Here is a 20,998-nt window from a genome sequence, read left to right on the forward strand (position 1 = left end):
GCGGTCGTGCGACAGACGGGTGGAGTACGGGCCCGTGGAGCGGCGGTCACGGGGTCTCGTGCCCGCCGCTCCTGGGTCCCCCCTCGGTTCCCCCACCCAAGGTGTATCCACCCGGCCTCGCGTATTCACCCCTTCGGGCGGGCGCTCGGAGTGAACCGAGGGAGTAGAAGGGGGCGCGTTCGTCAGGCGATCTGTCCCGTTGATCACCTCACCCCTACCGTCGGATCAGGAGCGCGGCGGGGAGGTCGGAGCATGGCGGGACGCGGCCCGCGGAGCGGATACGAAGAGGCGGCCGGCGAGGTCGGACCGGCGGGGGACGAAGCCCTGGTACGCGTCTGCGACCCGGCGGGGCGTCCCCGCGGCGCGGGATTCGCGGCGGACCACCACGGCACCGTCGTCACCAGCCACGAGGCCGTCGACGGACTGGACCGGCTGGTCCTGCGGGCCTCCGGCGACCGCACCTGTGTCGTGACCGCGGACGCCGTCACACCGCTGCCCGAGGCCGGACTGGCCCTCGTACGCACCCAAGGTCTCGGCCTCTGCCCGCTCCCCGTCACGGCCCGGGACCGCGTCGTGACCGGTACGTACGTCCGGATCGCGGCGGGCGGCTGGCGCGAGGCGCGGGTGCTGGGCTCCGCCGCCGTGACGTACCGGGCCACCGACGGCGTCCATCTCCTGGGCGACGCGCTGGAGTTGGCGATCGGCACAGCGGGCGCGGACGCGCTCCGGCCGGGCGGCGGAGCGGCCGGGGGACCGGTGGTGGACGTCGCCACCGGCGCCGTCGTGGCGGTCCTCGGCACCACCCTGCGGCCCCGGACCCGGGACGGCGCCGGGCCGGGGGAGACCCCGGCCGGCCATCGCGCGCCGGGCCTGGCCGTCCCCCTGCGGGGCGTCGCGGGCCCGCTCGCCGAACTGCTGGCCCGCAACGCGGCGACTGTGCCCGGGTACGGCGACGATCTGAATCTCGCGGGCGCGCTGGAACTCACCGCCACCTCGGTGGGATCGGACGGACCGCCTCCGGCCGCCCCCGCCGGGGTCGCGGGCGCGGACCCCGGGTTCGTCGAACGCGCCGATGTCATCAGGGAGTTCACGGCCTTCGAGCGGGGCCCGGCCGCCGTCCTCGGACTCGTCGGCCCACCCGGCAGCGGCCGTACGACGGAACTGGCCGCCCTCGCCGCCCGCCGGCTGCGGGGCCCGGAACCGGCGCCCACCCTGTGGCTGCGCGGCGCCGACCTCCGCGCCGACGACACCTCGGTGGCGGACGCCGCGACCCGCGCCCTCGAACGCGCCGGGCGGATCGTGGCGGCGTCACGGCGGAACCCCGGGGCGAGCGGACGGGAGGCCGAGCGGCCGGAGGACGCGGACCTGCTGCCTCCCCGGAGATACGGCGGGGAACTCGGCGACATCGGGCCGGACCGGCTGGCCCGGGCCGCGTCCGCCGCCGGCAGGCCCCTGCTGCTCCTCCTCGACGGCCCCGAGGAGATGCCACCGGGCCTCGCGCACCGGCTCCCGGACTGGACCGGGGGAACGGCCGCCTGGCTGGGGGAGACCGGCGCACGGCTCGTGGTCGGATGCCGGGCGGAGCACTGGGAGTCGGCCGGGGCCGGATTCCCGGCGGAACTGCTGCACCGGCCGGCCGGCCCCGCGGGGGCGTATCCGGGCGAGCCCTCGGCACCGGACGCGGACGGGCCCCTGCCCGCCTGTGTGCCGCTCGGCGACCTGACCGAGGAGGAGGCCCGGCGGGTCCGGGCGGGCGCCGGGATTCCGGAGAGCGTCCTGGCACCGGCGGACGCCCGCCATCCGCTGGTGCTGCGCCTGCTCCGCGAGGTACGCGCCGCGCTCCCGGCCGTGCCGGACGCCCACCCGGGCGGCCCGGACGGGTGCGCGGTCCGCCTCGACCGTGACGACGTGCTCGCCGCCCACCTCGACCTGATGTGTCTGCGGATCGCGGTCCGGCTGGCCGCGGCGAACGGCCTGCGCGGCACCGCCGTGCGCCGGCTCGCCGCCCGGGTCTCCGGCCGGGTGCACGAGGCCGCCCGACGCTGTCTGGGGCCCGGGCAGGGCGAACTGGACCGGCTGTCCTTCGAGACCGTCTTCCCCTGGGGACCGACGTCGGGGCGGGGCCCTCAGGGGGTCACCGGCTGGGCCTCCGCCGTGCTCACCGAAGGACTCCTGGTCCCCGCCGGTGACGGCTACCGCTTCGCCCACGAGGAACTCGCCGACTGGCTCCAGGGGGGCCACCTCGATCTGGACACGGCGCTGCACGGCCTGGTCCACCGATGGCGCGCCGCACCCGGCACCGCCTACGGGCACACGGCGCACGCGGGGCCGAGCCGCCGGCTCGCGCGCCGCTCCCGGTCCACGGCCACGGACTCCGGGGCGGACCCCCTTCCCGTGCCCCGGCATCGCGTCGGGCCCGTCGTGGAGACCCTCCTCCTGCTGGCCCGTCAACAGGGCGCGGCCGAACTCACCCTCCGCCTCGAGGAACTCGTCCACGCGCTCGACGACCTGCTGCCGGAGGGGCCCGACGCGCTCGGTGACCGGCTCGGGGACGGGCTCGGTGATCCGCTCTGGTGGGCCGGCCGCCTCTGCTCCACCGTTCTGCTCCGGGTGCCCGACGCGACCCCGTACACCGGCGTGCTGCGGCTGCTCACCGAGCGGATCGTGGCGTGGCGGGAGCGGGGGAGGGCCGTGCCCGCGGAGTTCGGCCCGGCCTTCTGGGCGGCGCTGCCCGTGCCGGACGCGGAACGCTTCGACCTGCTCAGGCGGCTGGTGGTCGCCGACCCGTGCCGGGCCCGGGCGGCCGGACCCTCCCACCAGGGAGGGACGGCCGCCGCCCCGCGCTACCTCGACACCGTCTCCCGTCTGCTCGCCGCCGAACCCGTCGCCGTGTACCGCCACCTCACCCGCTGGTTCGACGACGAGCGCCCCCTGCCCGCGACCCCGCACGCGACCGTGGCGACCGCCGCGCAGGCGCTGCTGTACGCCCACCGGAGGCGGGGCCCCGACGACCTGGCCGAGGCCCTGGTGGCCTGCGCGCACCGGCGGGGCGACGAGCTGCTGGCCGTGCTGGCCGAGGAGGAGCCGTCGGCCCTGTGCCGGGCGGTGGACCGCTGGGCGCGGGACGAACAGCCGGCCCGACGGGTGGCCGCGGTCGCGTACGGACTGCGGGCGGCGCCCTTCGCGGGGACCGGGGCCGACCGTGAGCTGCTGCGCCACGCCGCCTTCGCCCTGCTCGCCCGCCCCGCGGACCGCACGCTGCACGGCGGGGCGCTCGGCATCCTCGTACGGGATCCGCAGACGCGTGCCCGATCGCTGCCGCAGGCGCTCGAGCGGTTCGCGGCTGGCGACCCACGGCTGCCGCCGAGCGCGCTGGCCGCCGCGCTCACCACCCATCCGGAGCCGGTGCTCGGCGCCTTCCGCGACCGGCTGCGGCGGCCCGGCCCGGACACCGCCGAACTGCTGCGCACCCTCGCCGACGCCACCACGGTGGCGCTGGCGCGCCAGGTCGCCACGACGGTGCGGGAAGCCGTCGAGCTGTGCCCCGGTGCCGCCGCGCCCCTGTCCGCGTACGTGGACCGGCGCCTCGATCACGGGACCGCCACCGACGCGGCGCTGTTCCTGCTGGTCAGCGGTCTGCTGGAAGACTGTGCCCGACCGATGCGGGTGGCGCTCGCCGAGGTCCTCGCGGCGCCGGGCGGCGCGGCTTCCGCCCCGCTCCGGCGCGAGCTGCTCGACCTGCTGCTGGCGCACGAGCGGGACCCGGTCGTTCTCGGCACCGTCCTGAAGGCCGCCGCCGACGGTTTCGACCGGCGGGGCGAGGAGCCCACCCGTGACCTCGTGCGCCGGGTCGGCCTCCTGCTCGTCCGCACACCGGCCGGGGCCACCGGCTTCGACCGGGGCCTCGTCGACCTGGCCCGGCACGTCCCGGGCTTCGCGCCGCTGGCCGCCCGCTGGCTGACCGACCGCCCCGAGGACTGGTCCGGCGTGGTCGGCCCCAGCACCCGCCGGATGATCGAGAACCTGGCCGGAGCCGGAGTTCCCGCCTGAACCACACCCGCGCGCGGTACTCCGGGGTTCTGAGCGATGCGTCACAGCCCGATGCCGATGCAAGCCGAGCGCACACGGCATGGCACCCTTAGAGCTGCGAACGAGGCAATCACGGACACGGGTTCGACAAGGAGCGGTCACAGTGCAGCGCTGGCGTGGCTTGGAGGACATCCCCGAGGACTGGGGGCGCAGCGTCGTCACCATCGGTTCCTACGACGGGGTGCACCGCGGACACCAGCTGATCATCCGGCATGCCGTGGACCGCGCCCGCGAGCTGGGCGTCCCCTCCGTGGTGGTGACCTTCGATCCGCACCCCAGCGAGGTGGTCCGCCCCGGCAGCCACCCCCCGCTGCTCGCCCCGCACCACCGCCGCGCCGAACTGATGGCCGAACTGGGTGTGGACGCGCTGCTCATCCTGCCGTTCACCACCGAGTTCTCGAAGCTGTCGCCCGCCGACTTCGTGGTCAAGGTGCTGGTCGACAAGCTGCACGCCAAGGCGGTCGTAGAGGGCCCCAACTTCCGCTTCGGCCACAAGGCCGCGGGCAACGTCGGCTTCCTGCGCGAGCAGGGGGAGACGTACGACTTCGAGGTCGAGGTCGTGGACCTCTACGTGTCCGGTGAGGCGGGCGGCGGCGAGCCGTTCTCCTCGACCCTCACCCGGCGGCTCGTCGCCGAGGGCGACGTCGAGGGCGCGCGCGAGATCCTCGGACGGCCGCACCGCGTCGAGGGAGTCGTCGTCCGCGGCGCCCAGCGCGGCCGCGAGCTCGGCTTCCCCACGGCGAACGTCGAGACCCTCCCGCACACCGCGATCCCCGCCGACGGCGTCTACGCCGGCTGGCTGCACGCCCAGGGCGAGGCCATGCCCGCCGCGATCTCGGTGGGCACGAACCCGCAGTTCGACGGCACCGAGCGCACGGTGGAGGCGTACGCCATCGACCGTGTCGGCCTCGACCTCTACGGCCTGCACGTCGCCGTGGACTTCCTCGCCTTCGTGCGCGGCCAGGCCAGGTTCGAGTCCGTCGAAGCGCTCCTCGTGGCCATCGCCGACGACGTGAAGCGCTCGCGCGAACTCATCGAGGCGTACGACGGGGAGTGACCCTCCCCGTCCTCACCCGGCCCTGACGTCCGTCCCGGCCGCGTTTCACACGTCCGGGCGAACCGCCCGGGCCCAGTGGCACGCCACCTGTGCCCCGCCCCCGCCGTCCAGCACCGCGAGGTCCTGACCCCGGCAGGCGTCCGCCACCCCCGCCCGTTCGGCCTCCCCGCTCGCCAGGACCTGGCAGCGGGCGTGGAACCGGCAGCCGCCGGGGATGCGGGAGGGGTCCGGGGGCTCGCCGCTCAGCACGACCGGATCGCCGGGTGCCTCCGGGAGCACGGACAACAGGGCCCGCGTGTACGGATGCCGGGGCGCCGTCAGGACCTGCTCGACGGCGCCGGTCTCCACGATCCGGCCGAGGTACATCACCGCGACCCGGTCGGCGATGTTCCACGCCAGCCCCAGATCATGGGTCACCACCAGGGCGGCCAGGCCGAGTTCGTCGCGCAGCCGCAGGAGCAGCGCGAGGATCTCACCGCGGACCGAGGCGTCGAGGGAGGCCACCGGCTCGTCGGCGACGATGAGTTCGGGCTCCAGGACGAGCGCGCCGGCGATGACGACGCGCTGGCGCTGGCCGCCGGACAGTTCGTGCGGATAGCGCAGGAAGAAGCGCTCCGGGGGACGCAGGCCCGCCCGGGACAGGGCCTCGGCGACCGCCGCCCGCTCGTCGCCGCCGTACCGGTGGATGCGCAGGCCCTCGGCCACCGCGTCGTACACCGTGTGCCGCGGGTTCAGCGAGCCGCTCGGGTCCTGGAGCACGAGCTGGACGCGCTTGCGGTACGCCTTCAGAGCGCGTGAGGAGTAGTTCAGCGCCCTGCCGTCGAAGGTGACACCACCGCCGGTCGGCGGGACGAGACCGAGGAGCGACCGGGCCAGCGTCGTCTTGCCGCAGCCCGACTCGCCTACCAGGGCGACGATCTCTCCGGGCCGGATGTCGAGGTCCACACCGTCGACGGCCCGTGCGAGGGCGGCGCCCTGCCGGCCGGGGAAGGTGACGTGCAGACCCCGCGCGCGCAGCAGCGGCCCGGCCGTCACGGGGGTGGTCGTCATGGCGTGCTCCTGACCGGTTCCGCGCCCGCGGCCGCGTCCACATGGACACAGGCCGCCCATCGTCCCGTCCCGGCGTCCCGCAGCGTCTGGTCCTGTGTCGAGCACACGTCCAGCGCCACCGGGCAGCGCGGGTGGAACGTGCAGCCGGACGGCAGCGCCGACGGATCCGGCGGGTCGCCGGGCAGCCCGCGCGGAGCGAACCGGGACGCCGGGTCGCCGATGCGCGGGAAGGCCGCCGACAGGGCCCTGCCGTACGGGTGACGGGCTTCGTCGTAGACCTGCCGGGCCGGGCCCTCCTCCACCACGCGGCCCGCGTACATCACCGCGAGCCGGTCACAGGTGTCGGCCAGCACGGCGAGGTCGTGGCTGATCATGACGAGTCCCACCTCCTGCTCGCTCACGAGCTGTTCGATCAGGCGCAGGATCTGCGCCTGGATCATCACGTCGAGCGCGGTGGTCGGCTCGTCGGCGACGACCAGTCGCGGGTCGCAGGCCAACGCCATGGCGATCATGACGCGTTGGCGCTGGCCGCCGGAGAGTTCGTGCGGATAGGCGTTCGCGCGGGCGGCGGGCAGTCCCACCTGTTCGAGCAGCTCGCCCGTCCTCGCGCGCGCGCCCGCCGGGGTCGCCTTCCGGTGCAGCAGGATCGGCTCGGCGATCTGGTCGCCGACGCGGTGCACGGCGTTCAGCGAGTGCATCGCTCCCTGGAAGACGATCGACGCGCCCGCCCAGCGCACCGCCCGCACCCGCCCCCACTTCATCTTCAGCACGTCCTCCCCGGCGAGCAGGATCTCCCCGCTCGTGCGGGTGCCCGCGGGCAGCAGCCGCAGCAGCGCCAGCGCCAGCGTGGACTTGCCGCAGCCGGACTCGCCCGCGATGCCGAGCTTCTGTCCCGCGTCCAGCGAGAGATCCACACCGCGTACGGCGGCCGCGCCGCCCGGGTACGTCACCTCGAGGTTCCGTACCTCCAGCAGCCTTCGGCCGCCCGACGCGCCCGGCGTCCCCTCGGTCGCCGTGCTCAACGCGCCACCCCCAGCTTCGGGTTGAGGACCGACTCGACCGCCCGGCCGCACAGGGTGAACGCCAGCGCGACCACCGCGATCGCGACGCCCGGCGGAACCAGGTACCACCACTTGCCCGTGCTGACCGCGCCCGCCTCGCGCGCGTCCTGGAGCAGCCCGCCCCACGACACGACGGTCGGATCGCCGAGGCCGAGGAACGCGAGCGTCGCCTCCGCGAGGATCGCCGACGAGATGATGAGCGTCGTCTGGGCCAGGACCAACGGCATCACGTTGGGCAGCACGTGACGGGACATGACGTGCCAGTGGCCGCCGCCGAGTGCCTTGGCCCGCTCGATGTACGGCCGGGACTCCACCGCGAGGGTCTGCGCGCGCACCAGCCGGGCCGTGGTCGGCCAGGTCGTGACGCCGATCGCCAGGATGATCGTGCCGAGGGAACGGGTCATCACGGTCGCCAGCGCGATGGCGAGCACCAGCGTCGGCATCACCAGGAACCAGTCGGTGATCCGCATCAGCACGGTCGCGTACCAGCCGCGGAAGTGCCCGGCGGTGATCCCGATCAGCGCCCCGATCGCCACCGACAGTACGGCGGCGAGCAGTCCGACCAGCAGGGAGACCCGGGCGCCCCACACCAGGAGACCGAGCAGATCGCGGCCGAACTGGTCGGTGCCGAGCGGGAATTCGGCACTCGGGCTCTCCAGCGGGTCGCCCGGCGCGTTCGTCACGCTCTGCACGTCGGAGCCGACGGTCAGCGGCGCGGTCAGCGCGATCAGTGCGAAGAGGGACAGGGCGGCGAGCCCGAGGACGCCCGCCCGGTGCGTGCGGTACCGCTTCCAGAAGCGGGCGGCGGAGCGGCGGCGGCGCTGCCGTGCGAGGGCGCGCGGACTCGGCCGGGCCGGCCGCGGAGGTGCTCCGGCCGTCATCGGGCCGTCCGGCTCGGTCGTCGTCATCGGCCCACCCGGGGGTCCAGCAGCGGATAGATCAGGTCGGCCAGCGTGTTCATCACGATCACCGCGGCCGCGAAGACGAAGAACAGCCCCTGCACCAACGGCAGATCGGGCACGCTCAGCGCCTGGTAGAAGAGCCCGCCGAGGCCGGGCCAGGAGAAGACGGTCTCCACGAGGATCACGCCCGCGACCGTCCGGCCGAGGTTGATGAAGATCAGGGTGACGGTGGGCAGCAGCGCGTTGGGCACGGCGTGCCGACGGCGTACGAGGTCGTCCCGCAGCCCCTTCGCGCGGGCCGTCGTCAGATAGTCGCCGCCCATCTCGTCGAGCAGCGCCGAGCGGGTCACCAGCAGGGTCTGCCCGTACTCGACGGCGACCAGCGTCACCACCGGCAGGACCAGATGGTGGGCGACGTCGACGACGTACGCGAAGCCCTCCTCGCCGCCCGACTCCATGCCGCCGGTCGGGAACAGGCCGGGGATCGGGCCCATGCCCACCGAGAAGACGATGATGAGCAGCAGTCCGAGCCAGAAGGACGGGATCGAGTAGAGGGTCAGCGCCAGGCCGGTGTTGACCCGGTCGCCCTTCCCTCCGTGGCGCCAGGCGGAGCGGGTGCCGAGGAAGATGCCGAGCGCGGTGTAGAGGACGAATGCCGTCCCGGTGAGCAGCAGGGTGTTCGGCAGCGCCTCGGTGACCTTGTCGATGACGGGGGCGCGGAACTGGTAGGAGGAGCCGAGGTCGCCGGTGAGGGCCTTGCCGCAGTAGTCGGTGAACTGCTCCCACAGCGGCAGATCGAGCCCGAACTCCTTTCGGTAGTTGGCGAGTTGCTCGGCCGACACCTGACGGCCGCCCGTCATGAACTTCACGGGGTCGCCGGGGATGAGCCGGAAGAGGAAGAAGCTGGTGACGAGGACGGCGAGCAGGGAGACGGCCGCGCCGCCCAGCTTGCCCGCCACGTACCGCGGATAGCCGGTGCGGGTGCGCGCCCCCGGCCCGCGGACCGACGGCCCGGCCGCTGCCGGACCGCCGGTCGCCTCGACCAGCGAGGGTGTTGCCTCAGCGGTCATGGACTACTCATTCGCTCGTACGTTCATCGGGACCCCGTGCGCGTGCGCGCGGGGTGCCCCTGGGCGCGGTACGGCGCTACTCACGGTCCTCGGCCGTCGAGCGGCGGCGCATCGCGAGAAACGCACCGGCGCCCACGAGGACGACGACGCCCGCGACGATGCCGATGATGACGCCCGTCGAGCTCGAACCGTCGGAGGACGCACCGGAGGAGTCCGCCGGAACCGCCGACCACCAGCTCCAGTAACCGTCCTGGCCGTAGATGTTGCCCGCGGCCTTCGGCATCGTCTCGATCGACTTGATCTGGTCGGTGCGGTAGGCCTCGACCGCGTTCGGGTACGCCATGACGTTCATGTAGCCGGTGTCGTACAGCCGTGACTGCATCTGTTTGACGAGGTCCGTCCGCTGGGCGGTGTCGTACTCGGCGAGCTGCCGCCGGTACAGCCCGTCGTACTTCCTGTCGCAGATGAAGTTGTCCGTCGCCCCGGTGTCCTTCGGGGTGGCGGGCAGGGCGTCACAGGTGTGGATCGACAGGACGAAGTCCGGGTCGGGGTTGACGGACCAGCCGTCGAAGGCGAGGTCGTACTCGCCGGCCAGCCACGGGTCGGTCACGTTGTCGAGGCAGTTGAGCGTGACCCCGATGCCCAGCTTCCCGAACCACTCCTTCACGTACTGCCCGACGGCCTTGTCGTTCGGGTCGGTGGCGTGGCACAGGATGCGGTAGTCGATCGGCTTGCCGTTCTTCTCGACGCGCTTGCCGTCGGCGTTCTTCTTGTAGCCCGCCTGGTCGAGGAGTTTCGCCGCCTTCGCCGGGTCGTACGCCAGTGTCTGGCTCGCCGACGGTTTCCAGGAGTACGTCGAGAAGCGCGGCGGGATGTAGCCCTCGCCCAGGACGGCGTGCCCCTGGAACACCTTGTCGATCAGGGTCTGCCGGTCGATCGACATGAACAGCGCCTGGCGGACCTTCTGGTCGAGCAGCGACTTGGCGCCGTCACCGAACTGCTTGCCGTTCCTGGCCTGGGCGCCGGGGTTGGTGGCCAGGGCGTAGAAGCGGCGTCCCGGGGCGTCGTTGACCTTGATGTGCTGCTCGGACCCGAGCGCGGTGGCCTGCGCCGGGGTGAGATTGGAGACGAAGGAGACCTCGCCCTTCCGCAGCGCCGCGACGGCCGCGTCCCCGTCCTTGTAGTACTTGAAGACCAGTTCGTCGAACTTGGGAGCCCCGCGCCAGAAGGACTTGTTGGGCTTCAGCCGCACGTAGCTGTCGGCCTTGTAGTCCGTCAGGACGAACGGACCGTTGCCGACGATCGGGAAGCTCTTGTCGTTGTTGAACTTGGAGAAGTCGCCGACCTTCTCCCAGACGTGCTGGGGCACGATCGGCACGTCGAGCGCGGCCATGGTGGCCTGCGGCTTCTTCAGCTCGATCACCAGCTTGTCGGCGCTCGGCGCGGTGACCTTCCTGAAGTTGGCGACGAAGCTTCCGTTGGCGGTGGCCGCGCCCTCGTCGGTCATCATCTTGTTGAACGTCCACGCCGCGTCCTCGGCCGTGGCCCGCTGCCCGTCGGACCACTTGGAGTTCGAGCGGATGGTGTACGTCCAGGTCAGCTTGTCCGCGGACGGCTCCCACTTGGTGGCGAGGCCGGGGATCGCGTGGTTGTCCGCCGGGTCGTAGTTGGTCAGGTACTCGTACATGAGCCGGTGGATGCTCGTACTGACCAGTCGCGAGGCCAGGAACGGACTCAGTGAGTCGACGCTCTGCGCGACCGCGACGGTGAGGACCTTCTTGCCCTCCTTGGCCTCGGCCTGCTGCGGCGCCGGATTGAGCGGGCTCGCGAGACCGGCGGAGAGGGTGAGGGCTGCGATGCCCGCTGCGGCGATGAGCCGGGGTCGCAGCAGGCCTCCGTAGGGCTGGTCTTGTGTGTTCATGGGTCGGTGACCTCGCGTCATCACTTGCACAGAGATGGCTGGTTGAACGACGTGATCGGGCTGGCGCCGGCGGGTTGATGTGAGTGTCTACCAGCGGCGGCCTACGCGAGTCAACGGCGTGTGAACCCCATGTGGCCTGCGGAAATAACAAGTTGACGCGAATATTTCGCTCATTGGTTCAGACCGGTGAAGCCTCCCAGGTGACGGCCTGACGGCCCGTGACCTCCCTGGACACGAGCCCGCGCCGTCCACGGGAACGCGAAGGGCCCGCACCGTCGTGAACGGCGCGGGCCCGAGCGGGATCCGCCCCCTGGATGGGGCCGATCGGGTTACTGCTGAGGAGGCGCGGGGGGTGCCGGGGGCGGCGGGGTCTGTCCCTGGTCCGGCGGGTAGGGCTGTCCGGGCTGGAACTGCTGACCCGGCCGGGGCGGTTGCGGGTACGCCTGCCCCGGCGCCTGCGGATACGGCTGCCCGGGTTGCGGGTACGCCTGCCCCGGCGCCTGCGGGTACGGCTGCCCGGGTTGCGGGTACCCCTGCTCCGGAGCCTGCGGATAGTGCTGCCCGGGCTGCTGCGGGTACGGCTGTCCCGGCTGCGGGTACGGCTGTCCGGGCTGGGGCGGCTGCGGAGCGTGCCCCGGCGCGGGGTGGCCCGGAACCTGCTGTCCCGGAGCCTGCTGCCCGGGAACGTACTGGCCCGGCATGGGCGGGGCGGCCACCGGCGGCGGGTTGCCGTCGTTCGTCCACAGCCCGTGCGACTGCTGGTGCCGCGCGATGTCCTCGGCGACCATCGCGGAGAGGTTGAAGTACGCCTCCCGCACCTTGGGCCGCATCATGTCGAGGTCGACCTCGGCGCCCGCCGACAGGTGCTCGTCGAACGGCACGACCACGACACCGCGGCAGCGCGTCTCGAAGTGGCTGACGATGTCGTCCACCTTGATCATCTTTCCGGTCTCGCGCACTCCGGAGATGACGGTGATCGACCGTGAGACGAGGTCCGCGTACCCGTGCGCCGACAGCCAGTCCAGCGTCGTGCTGGCACTGCTCGCCCCGTCCACCGACGGCGTGGAGATGATGATGAGCTGGTCGGCCAGGTCGAGCACCCCACGCATGGCGCTGTACAGCAGCCCCGTTCCCGAGTCGGTCAGGATGATCGGGTACTGCTTGCCCAGCACGTCGATCGCGCGCCGGTAGTCCTCGTCGTTGAAGGCCGTGGACACCGCCGGGTCGACGTCGTTGGCGATGATCTCCAGCCCGGAGGACGCCTGGGAGGTGAACCGCCGGATGTCCATGTACGAGTTGATGTACGGGATCGCCTGCACGAGGTCGCGAATGGTGGCGCCGGTCTCGCGACGGACCCGGCGGCCGAGGGTGCCGGCGTCCGGGTTGGCGTCGATGGCCAGGATCTTGTCCTGACGTTCGGTGGCGAGCGTGGAACCGAGCGCGGTGGTCGTGGTCGTCTTGCCGACACCGCCCTTGAGGCTGATGACGGCGATCCGGTAGCAGGAGAGCACGGGAGTCCGGATGAGCTCCAGCTTCCGCTGCCGCTCGACCTCTTCCTTCTTGCCGCCCAGCTTGAAACGCGACGAGCCGGCGGTCGGACGACCGCTCTTGACCTTCTGCTTCTTGTTGTTGAGCAGCCGGTCCGAGGAGAGCTCCACCGCCGCGGTGTACCCGAGCGGGGCCGCACCGGGATTGACGGGCTGCCGCTGGTCGTGCCGTACGGGCTGGGGCCACGCGCTGCCGGTCCGCGGGTCGACCGGGGCCGCGGGCTGCTGCGGTACGGGCGGGGGACCCTGCTGGTGCGAGGGCCCCGGCTGTGCCTGAGCCGTGGGCAGGCCGGGAGCCTGGGGCTGTTCCTGGGGCCGGGGCTGCGGCAGGTCGTGGCCCGGCTGCGGGGCGGGAGCCCCGGTCGCGGCCTGCGGGAACCCGTAGCCCTGCTGCGGGCCGGGCGCCGGGGCCTGCGGCGGCACGACGTGCGCACCGGGCACGGGAGCCTGCGGGAATCCGTAACCGGGTGCCTGGGGCGCGGCGGGATGGGCGACCGGCGACTGGTCCTGGGGCGCGGTGCTCTGCTGCGGGAACCCGTAACCCGGGGCCGGGGCGGGGGCGGGCGAAACGGGCGGCTGCTGCTCCGGGGCGGGGGTGTCCCGCTGCGGGAACCCGTACCCCGGGGGCGCGGCGGGCGGGGCCGCCGGAGCCGGGGCGGCCGCACCGGCCTGCGGGAATCCGTAGCCGCTCTGCGGGGCGGACGCCCAGTCCGGAGTGCCGGGCGGCGGGAACCCGTAGCCCTCCTGCCGCGGCGGAGCCGACACGGGTGCCTCGGCCGCAGGCGCGGCCGGGACAGGGCTCTCGGAAGCGGCCGGCCGCTCCGGCACGGCCCCCTGCGGCGAGCCCGCCGGAACGGCCGTCCCGGGGGAGGGCCACGCCGGGGGTACGGGACCGGCGGCGGGCTGGAAGGGCTGGCCGGGTGCGGGTGCCTGGGCGGGTGGTTGGAACGGCTGGCCGGGCGCGGGTGCTTGGGTGGGCGGCTGGAAGGGCTGGCCGGGCGCGGGCGCGACGGGGGACTGGAAGGGGTGGCCCGGTGCGGGTGCCGGTGCGGCGGCCTGCTGCGGTACCGGCGCCTGGTACGGAGCCTGGCCCTGCGCGGCCGGTGCGGGCTCGGTGGTGGAAGGCCACTGCGGGGCAGGGGCGGGCGCCGCCGGCTGGTAGGAGGGCGGCAAGGGCGGCAGTCCACCCTGCGGCACCGGCGGCGGAGCCCAGGCGGGAGGCGTGTCCCGTACGACCTCGGGCTCCTCCGGCCGGAACGCGGGCACCGCGTCCTGGGGCTCACCGACCTGGGGCTCGCCGACCTGAGGCACCGCGTCCTGGGGTACGGAGTCCTGCGGCCCCCCGGCGGGTGAATCCCCCCGCGTCGGCACCGCGTCGTGGACCTCGTCCTGCGATGGGACCCTGTCGGCCTCGGAGGCCCCGCGGTCCGTGTCGGCCGCGCCGTCCACGAAGCGCGCCGCCTCGCCCTCGGCCCTGGCATCGGCCTCGGGTTCGGCGGCGGCACCGATCGATTCCCCGGACCCGGCGTCCGGCGCCGGCACCGCCGCGCCTGTCGCGGCGCCTCGGCCCGCCACCAGTCCGTCGGTCACGCCCGGCCGCTGGGAGGCGGCCTCCAACGACCGGTAGGCGAGCACCGGGTCGATGACGGGCTCCGGCGCGTCCGCGAGCCGCGGCTCGACCGCGGGCCCGTGATCGCCCACGGCGTCGTGGCCGCCCATGGCGCCGGGCTCGATCACGGCGCTGGGCTCGTCCACAGGCGCGGGCGGGCTCGGGGCCTCGGCCTCGGGTTCGACCACGACCTCGGGTTCGACCTCGGTCTCGACCACGGCCACCGACGGAGCTTCGGCCCCGGCTTCGGCATCGGCCTTGGAGGGGTCCTCCGCCACGCCGTCGTCGGCGCCGTGGTCCTCGGACGTCGCCGTGCCGTCGCCCTCTTCGGCCTGGACGGCCGCGCCCGCATCGTCCGAGGCGGCTGGAGCGGGCACGGTGGTGGGCGCGTCGACGGGCGCGGACTCGGAGGTCTCCGCGGCCGCCCGCTCCGCGATCTCACGCTTCAGCGCGACGGCGGAGAACCGCATCGTCGCGCCGCTTTCCAAGTCTCCGTCCGCGGAGTCCGGCTCGTCCGGAGCACTGTCAGGAGGGGTGGGCGAAGCGGCAACCGGGACGCCGGGCCCGGTCACGGGCACCGGGGGATCGGACGGCGTCCACCGAGCCTGGAATCCGCCAACGGGCAGGCTGGGCAGAGCGGTCGGGCCACCGGCGTCGGTGACAGGCGCGACAGCCGGAGTCGGCGGGTGCGCGACGAAGGGCTGCGCGTGGGGAGGCCGCACGGCCTCGGGGTCGCCGACGGGCTCCGTACCGGCCGAGGCGGCCGCCGGATCGAGCGGTGTCGCGGCAGGACCCTCCGGGGCCGTCGGACCATCGGCGACGACAGGGGACTCCGAAGACGCCGAGGCGTCCGAGCCCGCCGAGTCGTCCGAACTCCCTGAGCCCGCCGGGTCGTCCGGGCTGGCCGAGCCCTCCGAACCGCTCGGTTCCGGTGAGCCGGCCGTGTCCCTCGCGACCCCCGAACCCCCGGAACCGCCCGAGGCGTTCTGCGTATACCAGGCGGGCGGCGCGTAGTCGATGGTGAACTCGCCCGTCGTCTCGACGGCGGACTCGGCGTCGGACTGGTCGTCGCCGGGCGTGGCCCAGCCCCCGCGGATCCCGTCCCGATCGCTGTTCACAATTCCTCCTGGTGTGGTCGAGCACCCTCAAGCCGTGCCGGGGCGACCGTTACTTGTCGTCCGTGGACGTCCATGGACGACCGAGGCCGTCCGAAGTCCGTACGGGGGAGTCCGAATTGACCCGACTCCCTCCTGGACGCGAGCCACCCGTCCACGGGTTCCGGCGTCGCGCCCGCTCCCAGCCTAATCACCATGGCTGTCCGGAGGGCAGGCCTGTCCACCCACCCACGACCGCCCACTACGTCACACCCTGCCCAGAAGTGGCCTGCACACGCTCACCATTGACCCCCAAAACCGACAAACAGTTGCATCTGGAGGGCACTTGACTCGCCTGCGCGAGCGACCGGGAACACGGCTCCACCTCCGCGGGCGGTCGGCCGGCGGGAGGAGGGCGGGTGCCGAGGAAGGCGTGCGAGGAAGTGGACGCACGGAAAGGGGGCCCGGAGAAAGGGGGCAGGGGGTGAGGGCGCGGAGAGCGGGAGCGAGGTCGCGGAGAGCAGAGGTGCGGAGACGGGGTGCTGTGGGAAAAGGGCGTCATGGCGAAGAGGACGTCGTAGCGAAGAGGACGTCGTAGCGAAGGGGCGTCATGGCGGAGGGGGCGCCGTGGCGAAAGGGGCGCAGAAAAAAAGGGCCGGCACGGATTTCCCTCCGTACCGACCCCATGGCTTCCCGGTGATCCCGTCGACTCACGGTCTCCGTGCAGCTGACGGCCTCCACGGAACCCGGCCGGCCGGAATGCTCCCGACCCGCATTCGGGCCGCGCCGCTACTCCGCCGGAAGGCCGCCGTTGCCCCGCGCCGGCTCCAGGTCGAACTCGCCGTCCCGGGCGCCCAGGACGAAGGCACGCCACTCCGCCTCCGTGTACCGCAGGACCGTCCCGGGGTCGAGCGACGACCGCATGGCCACCGCGCCCCCGGGCAGATACGCGATCTCGACCCGCTCCTCGTGCTCCTCGGTGCCCGGCGCGCTCTGCCACGCGACGTCCGAGATGTCGAGGGCGTAGAGCTCGTCCTTCTCCCGCTCCTTGCGCGCCTTGACGTCGATGTCCGCTTCCTCGGCCATGATCCGCCGGCCCCTTCCCCACGTACGAATGACCTGTGCCGTCACCCTAGTGGCCCGGTCCGCGCCGACCGGGAAGGTTCGCAGACCCGGACAGACGCATCCGGCCAGGCTGGTACCCTGTGAACGGCCGTTTGTGTACGCACCCCCGGAGCGCTGCTCCGGAGGCCGCGCCCGACGGATCCCCGCCTCCCGAGTAACGGAAGCTCCCCTGAGAATTCGACCAGGGGCACTCGGTGGCAGACACGAGACTACAAGGAGTAAGCGTGCCGCTCGACGCCGCTACGAAGAAGCAGCTCATCAGCGAGTTCGGTCAGAAGGAGGGCGACACCGGCTCCCCCGAGGTCCAGGTCGCCATGCTCTCGCGCCGCATCTCGGACCTGACCGAGCACCTCAAGATGCACAAGCACGACCACCACTCCCGCCGTGGTCTTCTGATCCTGGTCGGCCAGCGTCGCCGCCTGCTTCAGTACTTGGCCAAGAAGGACATCCAGCGCTTCCGTGCGCTGGTCGACCGCCTGGGCATCCGTCGTGGTGCGGCCGGCGGCGCCAAGTAAGACGCCGTGGAGGGAGCGGTTCCCACATCTTGGGAGCCGCTCCTTTTGCTGTATGTGTTGCCGCACGCGCTCTCTACGTGCGGAGTGTCACTGACGCTTTGTAGTGTGGTAGCACAACGCAATACGCAGGAAACCGCACGTAGGAAACACAGCGTGACGACGCCGTACCCGCCGGGTAGGGCATCTCACGTCGACGAACGAGGAGAAGCGCACCTCGCCGCCGCCGGTCCTCGGTAGTGGCCCCCGGGCGAAAGAACCCGGGTGCTTCGATCGAAGACCGGCCCGCACCAGTAGGAGCGCCTCTCCGCCACCGTCCCCCTGCCACACGGGCAGGACCGGGACGAAGACGAGGAGAAAACACTAGTGGAGAACGAGACCCACTACACCGAGGCCGTCATCGACAACGGTTCCTTCGGCACCCGCACCATCCGCTTCGAGACGGGCAGGCTGGCCAGGCAGGCCGCCGGTTCCGCCGTCGCGTACCTGGACGACGACACCATGGTGCTGTCGGCCACCACCGCTTCGAAGAAGCCCAAGGACCAGCTCGACTTCTTCCCCCTCACGGTGGACGTCGAGGAGCGCATGTACGCCGCCGGCAAGATCCCCGGCAGCTTCTTCCGCCGCGAGGGCCGTCCCTCCGAGGACGCGATCCTCACCTGCCGTCTGATCGACCGCCCGCTGCGTCCGTCCTTCAAGAAGGGCCTTCGCAACGAGATCCAGGTCGTCGCCACGATCATGGCGCTCAACCCCGACCACCTGTACGACGTCGTGGCGATCAACGCCGCGTCCGCGTCGACGCAGCTGGCCGGCCTGCCCTTCTCCGGCCCGGTCGGCGGCGTCCGCGTCGCGCTGATCAACGGCCAGTGGGTCGCGTTCCCGACGCACACCGAGCTCGAGGACGCCGTCTTCGACATGGTCGTCGCCGGTCGCGTCCTCGAGGACGGCGACGTCGCGATCATGATGGTCGAGGCCGAGGCCACCGACAAGACGATCACGCTCGTCCAGGGTGGCGCCGAGGCGCCGACCGAGGAGGTCGTGGCCTCCGGCCTCGACGCCGCGAAGCCCTTCATCAAGGTCCTGTGCAAGGCGCAGTCGGACCTCGCCGCGAAGGCCGCCAAGCCGACCGGCGAGTTCCCCGTCTTCCTGGACTACCAGGACGACGTCTTCGAGGCCCTGACCGCCGCGGTCAAGAGCGAGCTCGCCCAGGCGCTCACCATCGCCGGCAAGCAGGACCGCGAGGCCGAGCTGGACCGCGTCAAGGAGATCGCCGCCGAGAAGCTGCTCCCGCAGTTCGAGGGTCGCGAGAAGGAGATCTCCGCCGCGTACCGCGCGCTGACCAAGAAGCTGGTCCGCGAGCGCGTCATCAAGGACAAGGTCCGCATCGACGGCCGCGGCGTCACGGACATCCGTACGCTGGCCGCCGAGGTCGAGGCCATCCCGCGCGTGCACGGCTCGGCGCTGTTCGAGCGTGGCGAGACCCAGATCCTGGGCGTCACCACCCTCAACATGCTCCGCATGGAGCAGCAGCTGGACACCCTCTCCCCGGTGACCCGCAAGCGCTACATGCACAACTACAACTTCCCGCCGTACTCCGTCGGTGAGACGGGCCGCGTCGGCTCCCCGAAGCGCCGCGAGATCGGCCACGGCGCGCTCGCCGAGCGCGCGATCGTGCCGGTCCTGCCGACCCGCGAGGAGTTCCCCTACGCGATCCGTCAGGTGTCCGAGGCCCTCGGCTCCAACGGCTCGACGTCCATGGGCTCGGTCTGCGCCTCCACGATGTCGCTGCTCAACGCTGGTGTGCCGCTGAAGGCCCCCGTCGCGGGTATCGCCATGGGTCTGATCTCCCAGGAGATCGACGGCCAGACGCACTACGTCGCCCTCACCGACATCCTCGGTGCGGAGGACGCCTTCGGCGACATGGACTTCAAGGTCGCCGGTACCAAGGAGTTCGTGACCGCCCTCCAGCTCGACACCAAGCTGGACGGCATCCCCGCCTCCGTCCTGGCCGCGGCCCTCAAGCAGGCCCGCGACGCCCGCCTCCACATCCTCGACGTGATGATGGAAGCGATCGACACGCCGGACGAGATGTCCCCGAACGCCCCGCGGATCATCACCGTCAAGATCCCCGTGGACAAGATCGGTGAGGTCATCGGCCCGAAGGGCAAGATGATCAACCAGATCCAGGAGGACACCGGCGCGGACATCACGATCGAGGACGACGGCACCATCTACATCGGTGCCCAGCAGGGCTCGCAGGCCGAGGCCGCGCGCGCCACGATCAACGCGATCGCCAACCCGACCATGCCGGAGGTCGGCGAGCGCTACCTGGGCACCGTCGTGAAGACGACGACCTTCGGTGCGTTCGTGTCGCTGCTCCCCGGCAAGGACGGACTGCTGCACATCTCGCAGATCCGCAAGCTCGCCGGTGGCAAGCGCGTGGAGAACGTCGAGGACGTCCTCGCCGTGGGCTCCAAGGTCCAGGTCGAGATCGCCGAGATCGACTCCCGTGGCAAGCTCTCCCTGATCCCCGTGGTCGAGGGTGAAGGCGACGACGAGACGAAGGACGACACCGACAAGTGACGTCGAGCAGCTCCACGACGACGGCCCGCACCTCTTCCGAGGTGCGGGCCGTCGCCCGTACCCAAACACTGATCAAGGGAGCGAACGGCATCGGTACGGTCCGCAAGACCACCCTCCCCGGCGGCCTGCGCATCGTCACCGAGACGCTCCCCTCCGTACGGTCGGCCACGTTCGGCATCTGGGCGCACGTGGGCTCCCGCGACGAGACCCCCACCCTGAACGGCGCCACGCACTACCTGGAGCACCTGCTCTTCAAGGGCACCGACCGCAGGTCCGCCCTGGACATCTCCTCGGCGATCGACGCGGTCGGCGGCGAGATGAACGCGTTCACGGCCAAGGAGTACACGTGCTACTACGCGCGCGTGCTCGACACCGACCTGCCGCTCGCCATCGACGTCGTCTGCGACATGCTGACCGGCTCGCTCATCCGCGAGGACGACGTCAACGTCGAACGCGGGGCGATCCTCGAAGAGATCGCGATGACCGAGGACGACCCGGGCGACTGCGTGCACGACCTGTTCGCGCACACCATGCTCGGCGACACCCCCCTCGGCCGCCCGGTCCTCGGTACGGTCGGCACGGTCAACGCCCTCACCGCGGACCGCATCCGCCGCTTCTACAAGAAGCACTACGACCCGACGCACCTCGTCGTGGCCTGCGCCGGCAACGTCGACCACAACAAGGTCGTACGCCAGGTCCGCTCCGCCTTCGAGAAGGCCGGCGCCTTCAAGAACGCCGAGGCGACTCCCATCGCCCCGCGCGACGGCCGGCGCACCATCCGCACCGCGGGCCGCGTCGAACTGCTCGGCCGCAAGACCGAACAGGCCCACATCGTCCTCGGCATGCCGGGCCTGCCCCGCACCGACGACCGCCGCTGGGCCCTCGGCGTCCTGAACACCGCCCTCGGCGGTGGCATGTCCTCCCGGCTGTTCCAGGAGGTCCGCGAGAAGCGCGGCCTGGCCTACAGCGTGTACTCGTACACCTCGGGCTTCGCCGACTGCGGCCTCTTCGGCGTCTACGCCGGCTGCCGCCCGAGCCAGGTCCACGACGTCCTCAAGCTCTGCCGCGACGAGCTCGACCAGGTCGCCGAACACGGCCTCTCGGACGACGAGATCGGCCGCGCCATCGGCCAGCTCCAGGGCTCCACCGTCCTCGGTCTGGAGGACACCGGCGCGCTGATGAACCGTATCGGCAAGAGCGAGCTGTGCTGGGGCGAGCAGATGTCGGTCGACGACATGCTGGCCGAGATAGCGTCGGTCACCCCGGACGAGGTCCGCTCCGTCGCCCGGGACATCCTGGGACAGCGGCCCTCGCTGGCGGTCATCGGTCCGGTCAAGGACAAGCAGGCGTCCCGGCTGCACGACGCGGTCGCGTAAAT

The 20,998-nt window shown here is 72.4% G+C and carries 12 protein-coding genes; 5 read left to right on the forward strand and 7 right to left on the reverse strand.

Going from position 1 to position 20,998, the window contains the following annotated elements; genetic code table 11:
• The first annotated feature begins 252 nt into the window (after positions 1–252).
• Both ACFYW7_RS32870 and ACFYW7_RS32875 read left to right on the forward strand, forming a co-directional pair.
• Positions 253–4,050, forward strand: coding sequence for a serine protease (locus ACFYW7_RS32870; RefSeq protein WP_389509084.1), 3,798 nt, complete (start codon positions 253–255; stop codon positions 4,048–4,050).
• A 142-nt stretch (positions 4,051–4,192) separates the two neighbouring features.
• On the forward strand, positions 4,193–5,146 hold the full coding sequence (locus tag ACFYW7_RS32875; protein ID WP_389509086.1) for a bifunctional riboflavin kinase/FAD synthetase: 954 nt from the start codon (positions 4,193–4,195) through the stop codon (positions 5,144–5,146).
• A 45-nt stretch (positions 5,147–5,191) separates the two neighbouring features.
• On the opposite strand, the gene ACFYW7_RS32880 is transcribed toward ACFYW7_RS32875, so the two are convergent.
• The 7 genes from ACFYW7_RS32880 to ACFYW7_RS32910 form a co-directional block, all read right to left on the reverse strand.
• Positions 5,192–6,196, reverse strand: coding sequence for an ABC transporter ATP-binding protein (locus ACFYW7_RS32880; protein WP_389509089.1), 1,005 nt, complete (start codon positions 6,194–6,196; stop codon positions 5,192–5,194).
• Positions 6,193–7,218, reverse strand: coding sequence for an ABC transporter ATP-binding protein (locus tag ACFYW7_RS32885; RefSeq protein WP_389509091.1), 1,026 nt, complete (start codon positions 7,216–7,218; stop codon positions 6,193–6,195). Before ACFYW7_RS32885 ends, ACFYW7_RS32880 begins: the two co-directional genes overlap by 4 nt.
• Entirely contained in the window at positions 7,215–8,165 is a 951-nt protein-coding gene (locus ACFYW7_RS32890; RefSeq protein ID WP_389509093.1) for an ABC transporter permease, read from the reverse strand. The genes ACFYW7_RS32885 and ACFYW7_RS32890 overlap by 4 nt, the downstream gene beginning before the upstream one ends.
• Complete coding sequence (locus ACFYW7_RS32895) at positions 8,162–9,229, reverse strand: ABC transporter permease (RefSeq protein ID WP_389509096.1); 1,068 nt, start codon at positions 9,227–9,229, stop codon at positions 8,162–8,164. The genes ACFYW7_RS32890 and ACFYW7_RS32895 overlap by 4 nt, the downstream gene beginning before the upstream one ends.
• Positions 9,230–9,305: 76 nt before the next feature.
• Positions 9,306–11,150 carry an ABC transporter substrate-binding protein gene (locus tag ACFYW7_RS32900; RefSeq protein WP_389509099.1) on the reverse strand — a complete coding sequence of 615 codons (1,845 nt, stop codon included), beginning with the start codon at positions 11,148–11,150 and terminating at the stop codon, positions 9,306–9,308.
• A gap of 329 nt (positions 11,151–11,479) precedes the next feature.
• Positions 11,480–15,424 (reverse strand): SCO5717 family growth-regulating ATPase, encoded by a 3,945-nt coding sequence (locus ACFYW7_RS32905; protein ID WP_389509101.1) that lies wholly within the window; start codon positions 15,422–15,424, stop codon positions 11,480–11,482.
• Positions 15,425–16,189: 765 nt separating this feature from the next.
• Entirely contained in the window at positions 16,190–16,486 is a 297-nt protein-coding gene (locus ACFYW7_RS32910) for a DUF397 domain-containing protein (protein ID WP_389509103.1), read from the reverse strand.
• Positions 16,487–16,749: 263 nt separating this feature from the next.
• Here ACFYW7_RS32910 and rpsO point away from each other — a divergent pair, with 263 nt between their 5' ends.
• From rpsO to ACFYW7_RS32925, 3 genes are all read left to right on the forward strand, one after another.
• The gene (gene rpsO / locus ACFYW7_RS32915) at positions 16,750–17,040 is read left to right on the forward strand and encodes a 30S ribosomal protein S15 (protein ID WP_389509105.1); all 291 of its coding nucleotides are present in this window, start codon (positions 16,750–16,752) and stop codon (positions 17,038–17,040) included.
• A 363-nt stretch (positions 17,041–17,403) separates the two neighbouring features.
• A complete protein-coding gene (locus tag ACFYW7_RS32920; protein WP_389509107.1) occupies positions 17,404–19,620 on the forward strand; it encodes a polyribonucleotide nucleotidyltransferase in 2,217 nt (738 codons plus the stop codon).
• The gene (locus tag ACFYW7_RS32925; RefSeq protein ID WP_389509109.1) at positions 19,617–20,996 is read left to right on the forward strand and encodes a M16 family metallopeptidase; all 1,380 of its coding nucleotides are present in this window, start codon (positions 19,617–19,619) and stop codon (positions 20,994–20,996) included. The genes ACFYW7_RS32920 and ACFYW7_RS32925 overlap by 4 nt, the downstream gene beginning before the upstream one ends.
• Positions 20,997–20,998 lie beyond the last annotated feature (2 nt).

The organism is Streptomyces sp. NPDC002580 (assembly GCF_042889485.1).
GTDB lineage: Bacteria > Actinomycetota > Actinomycetes > Streptomycetales > Streptomycetaceae > Streptomyces.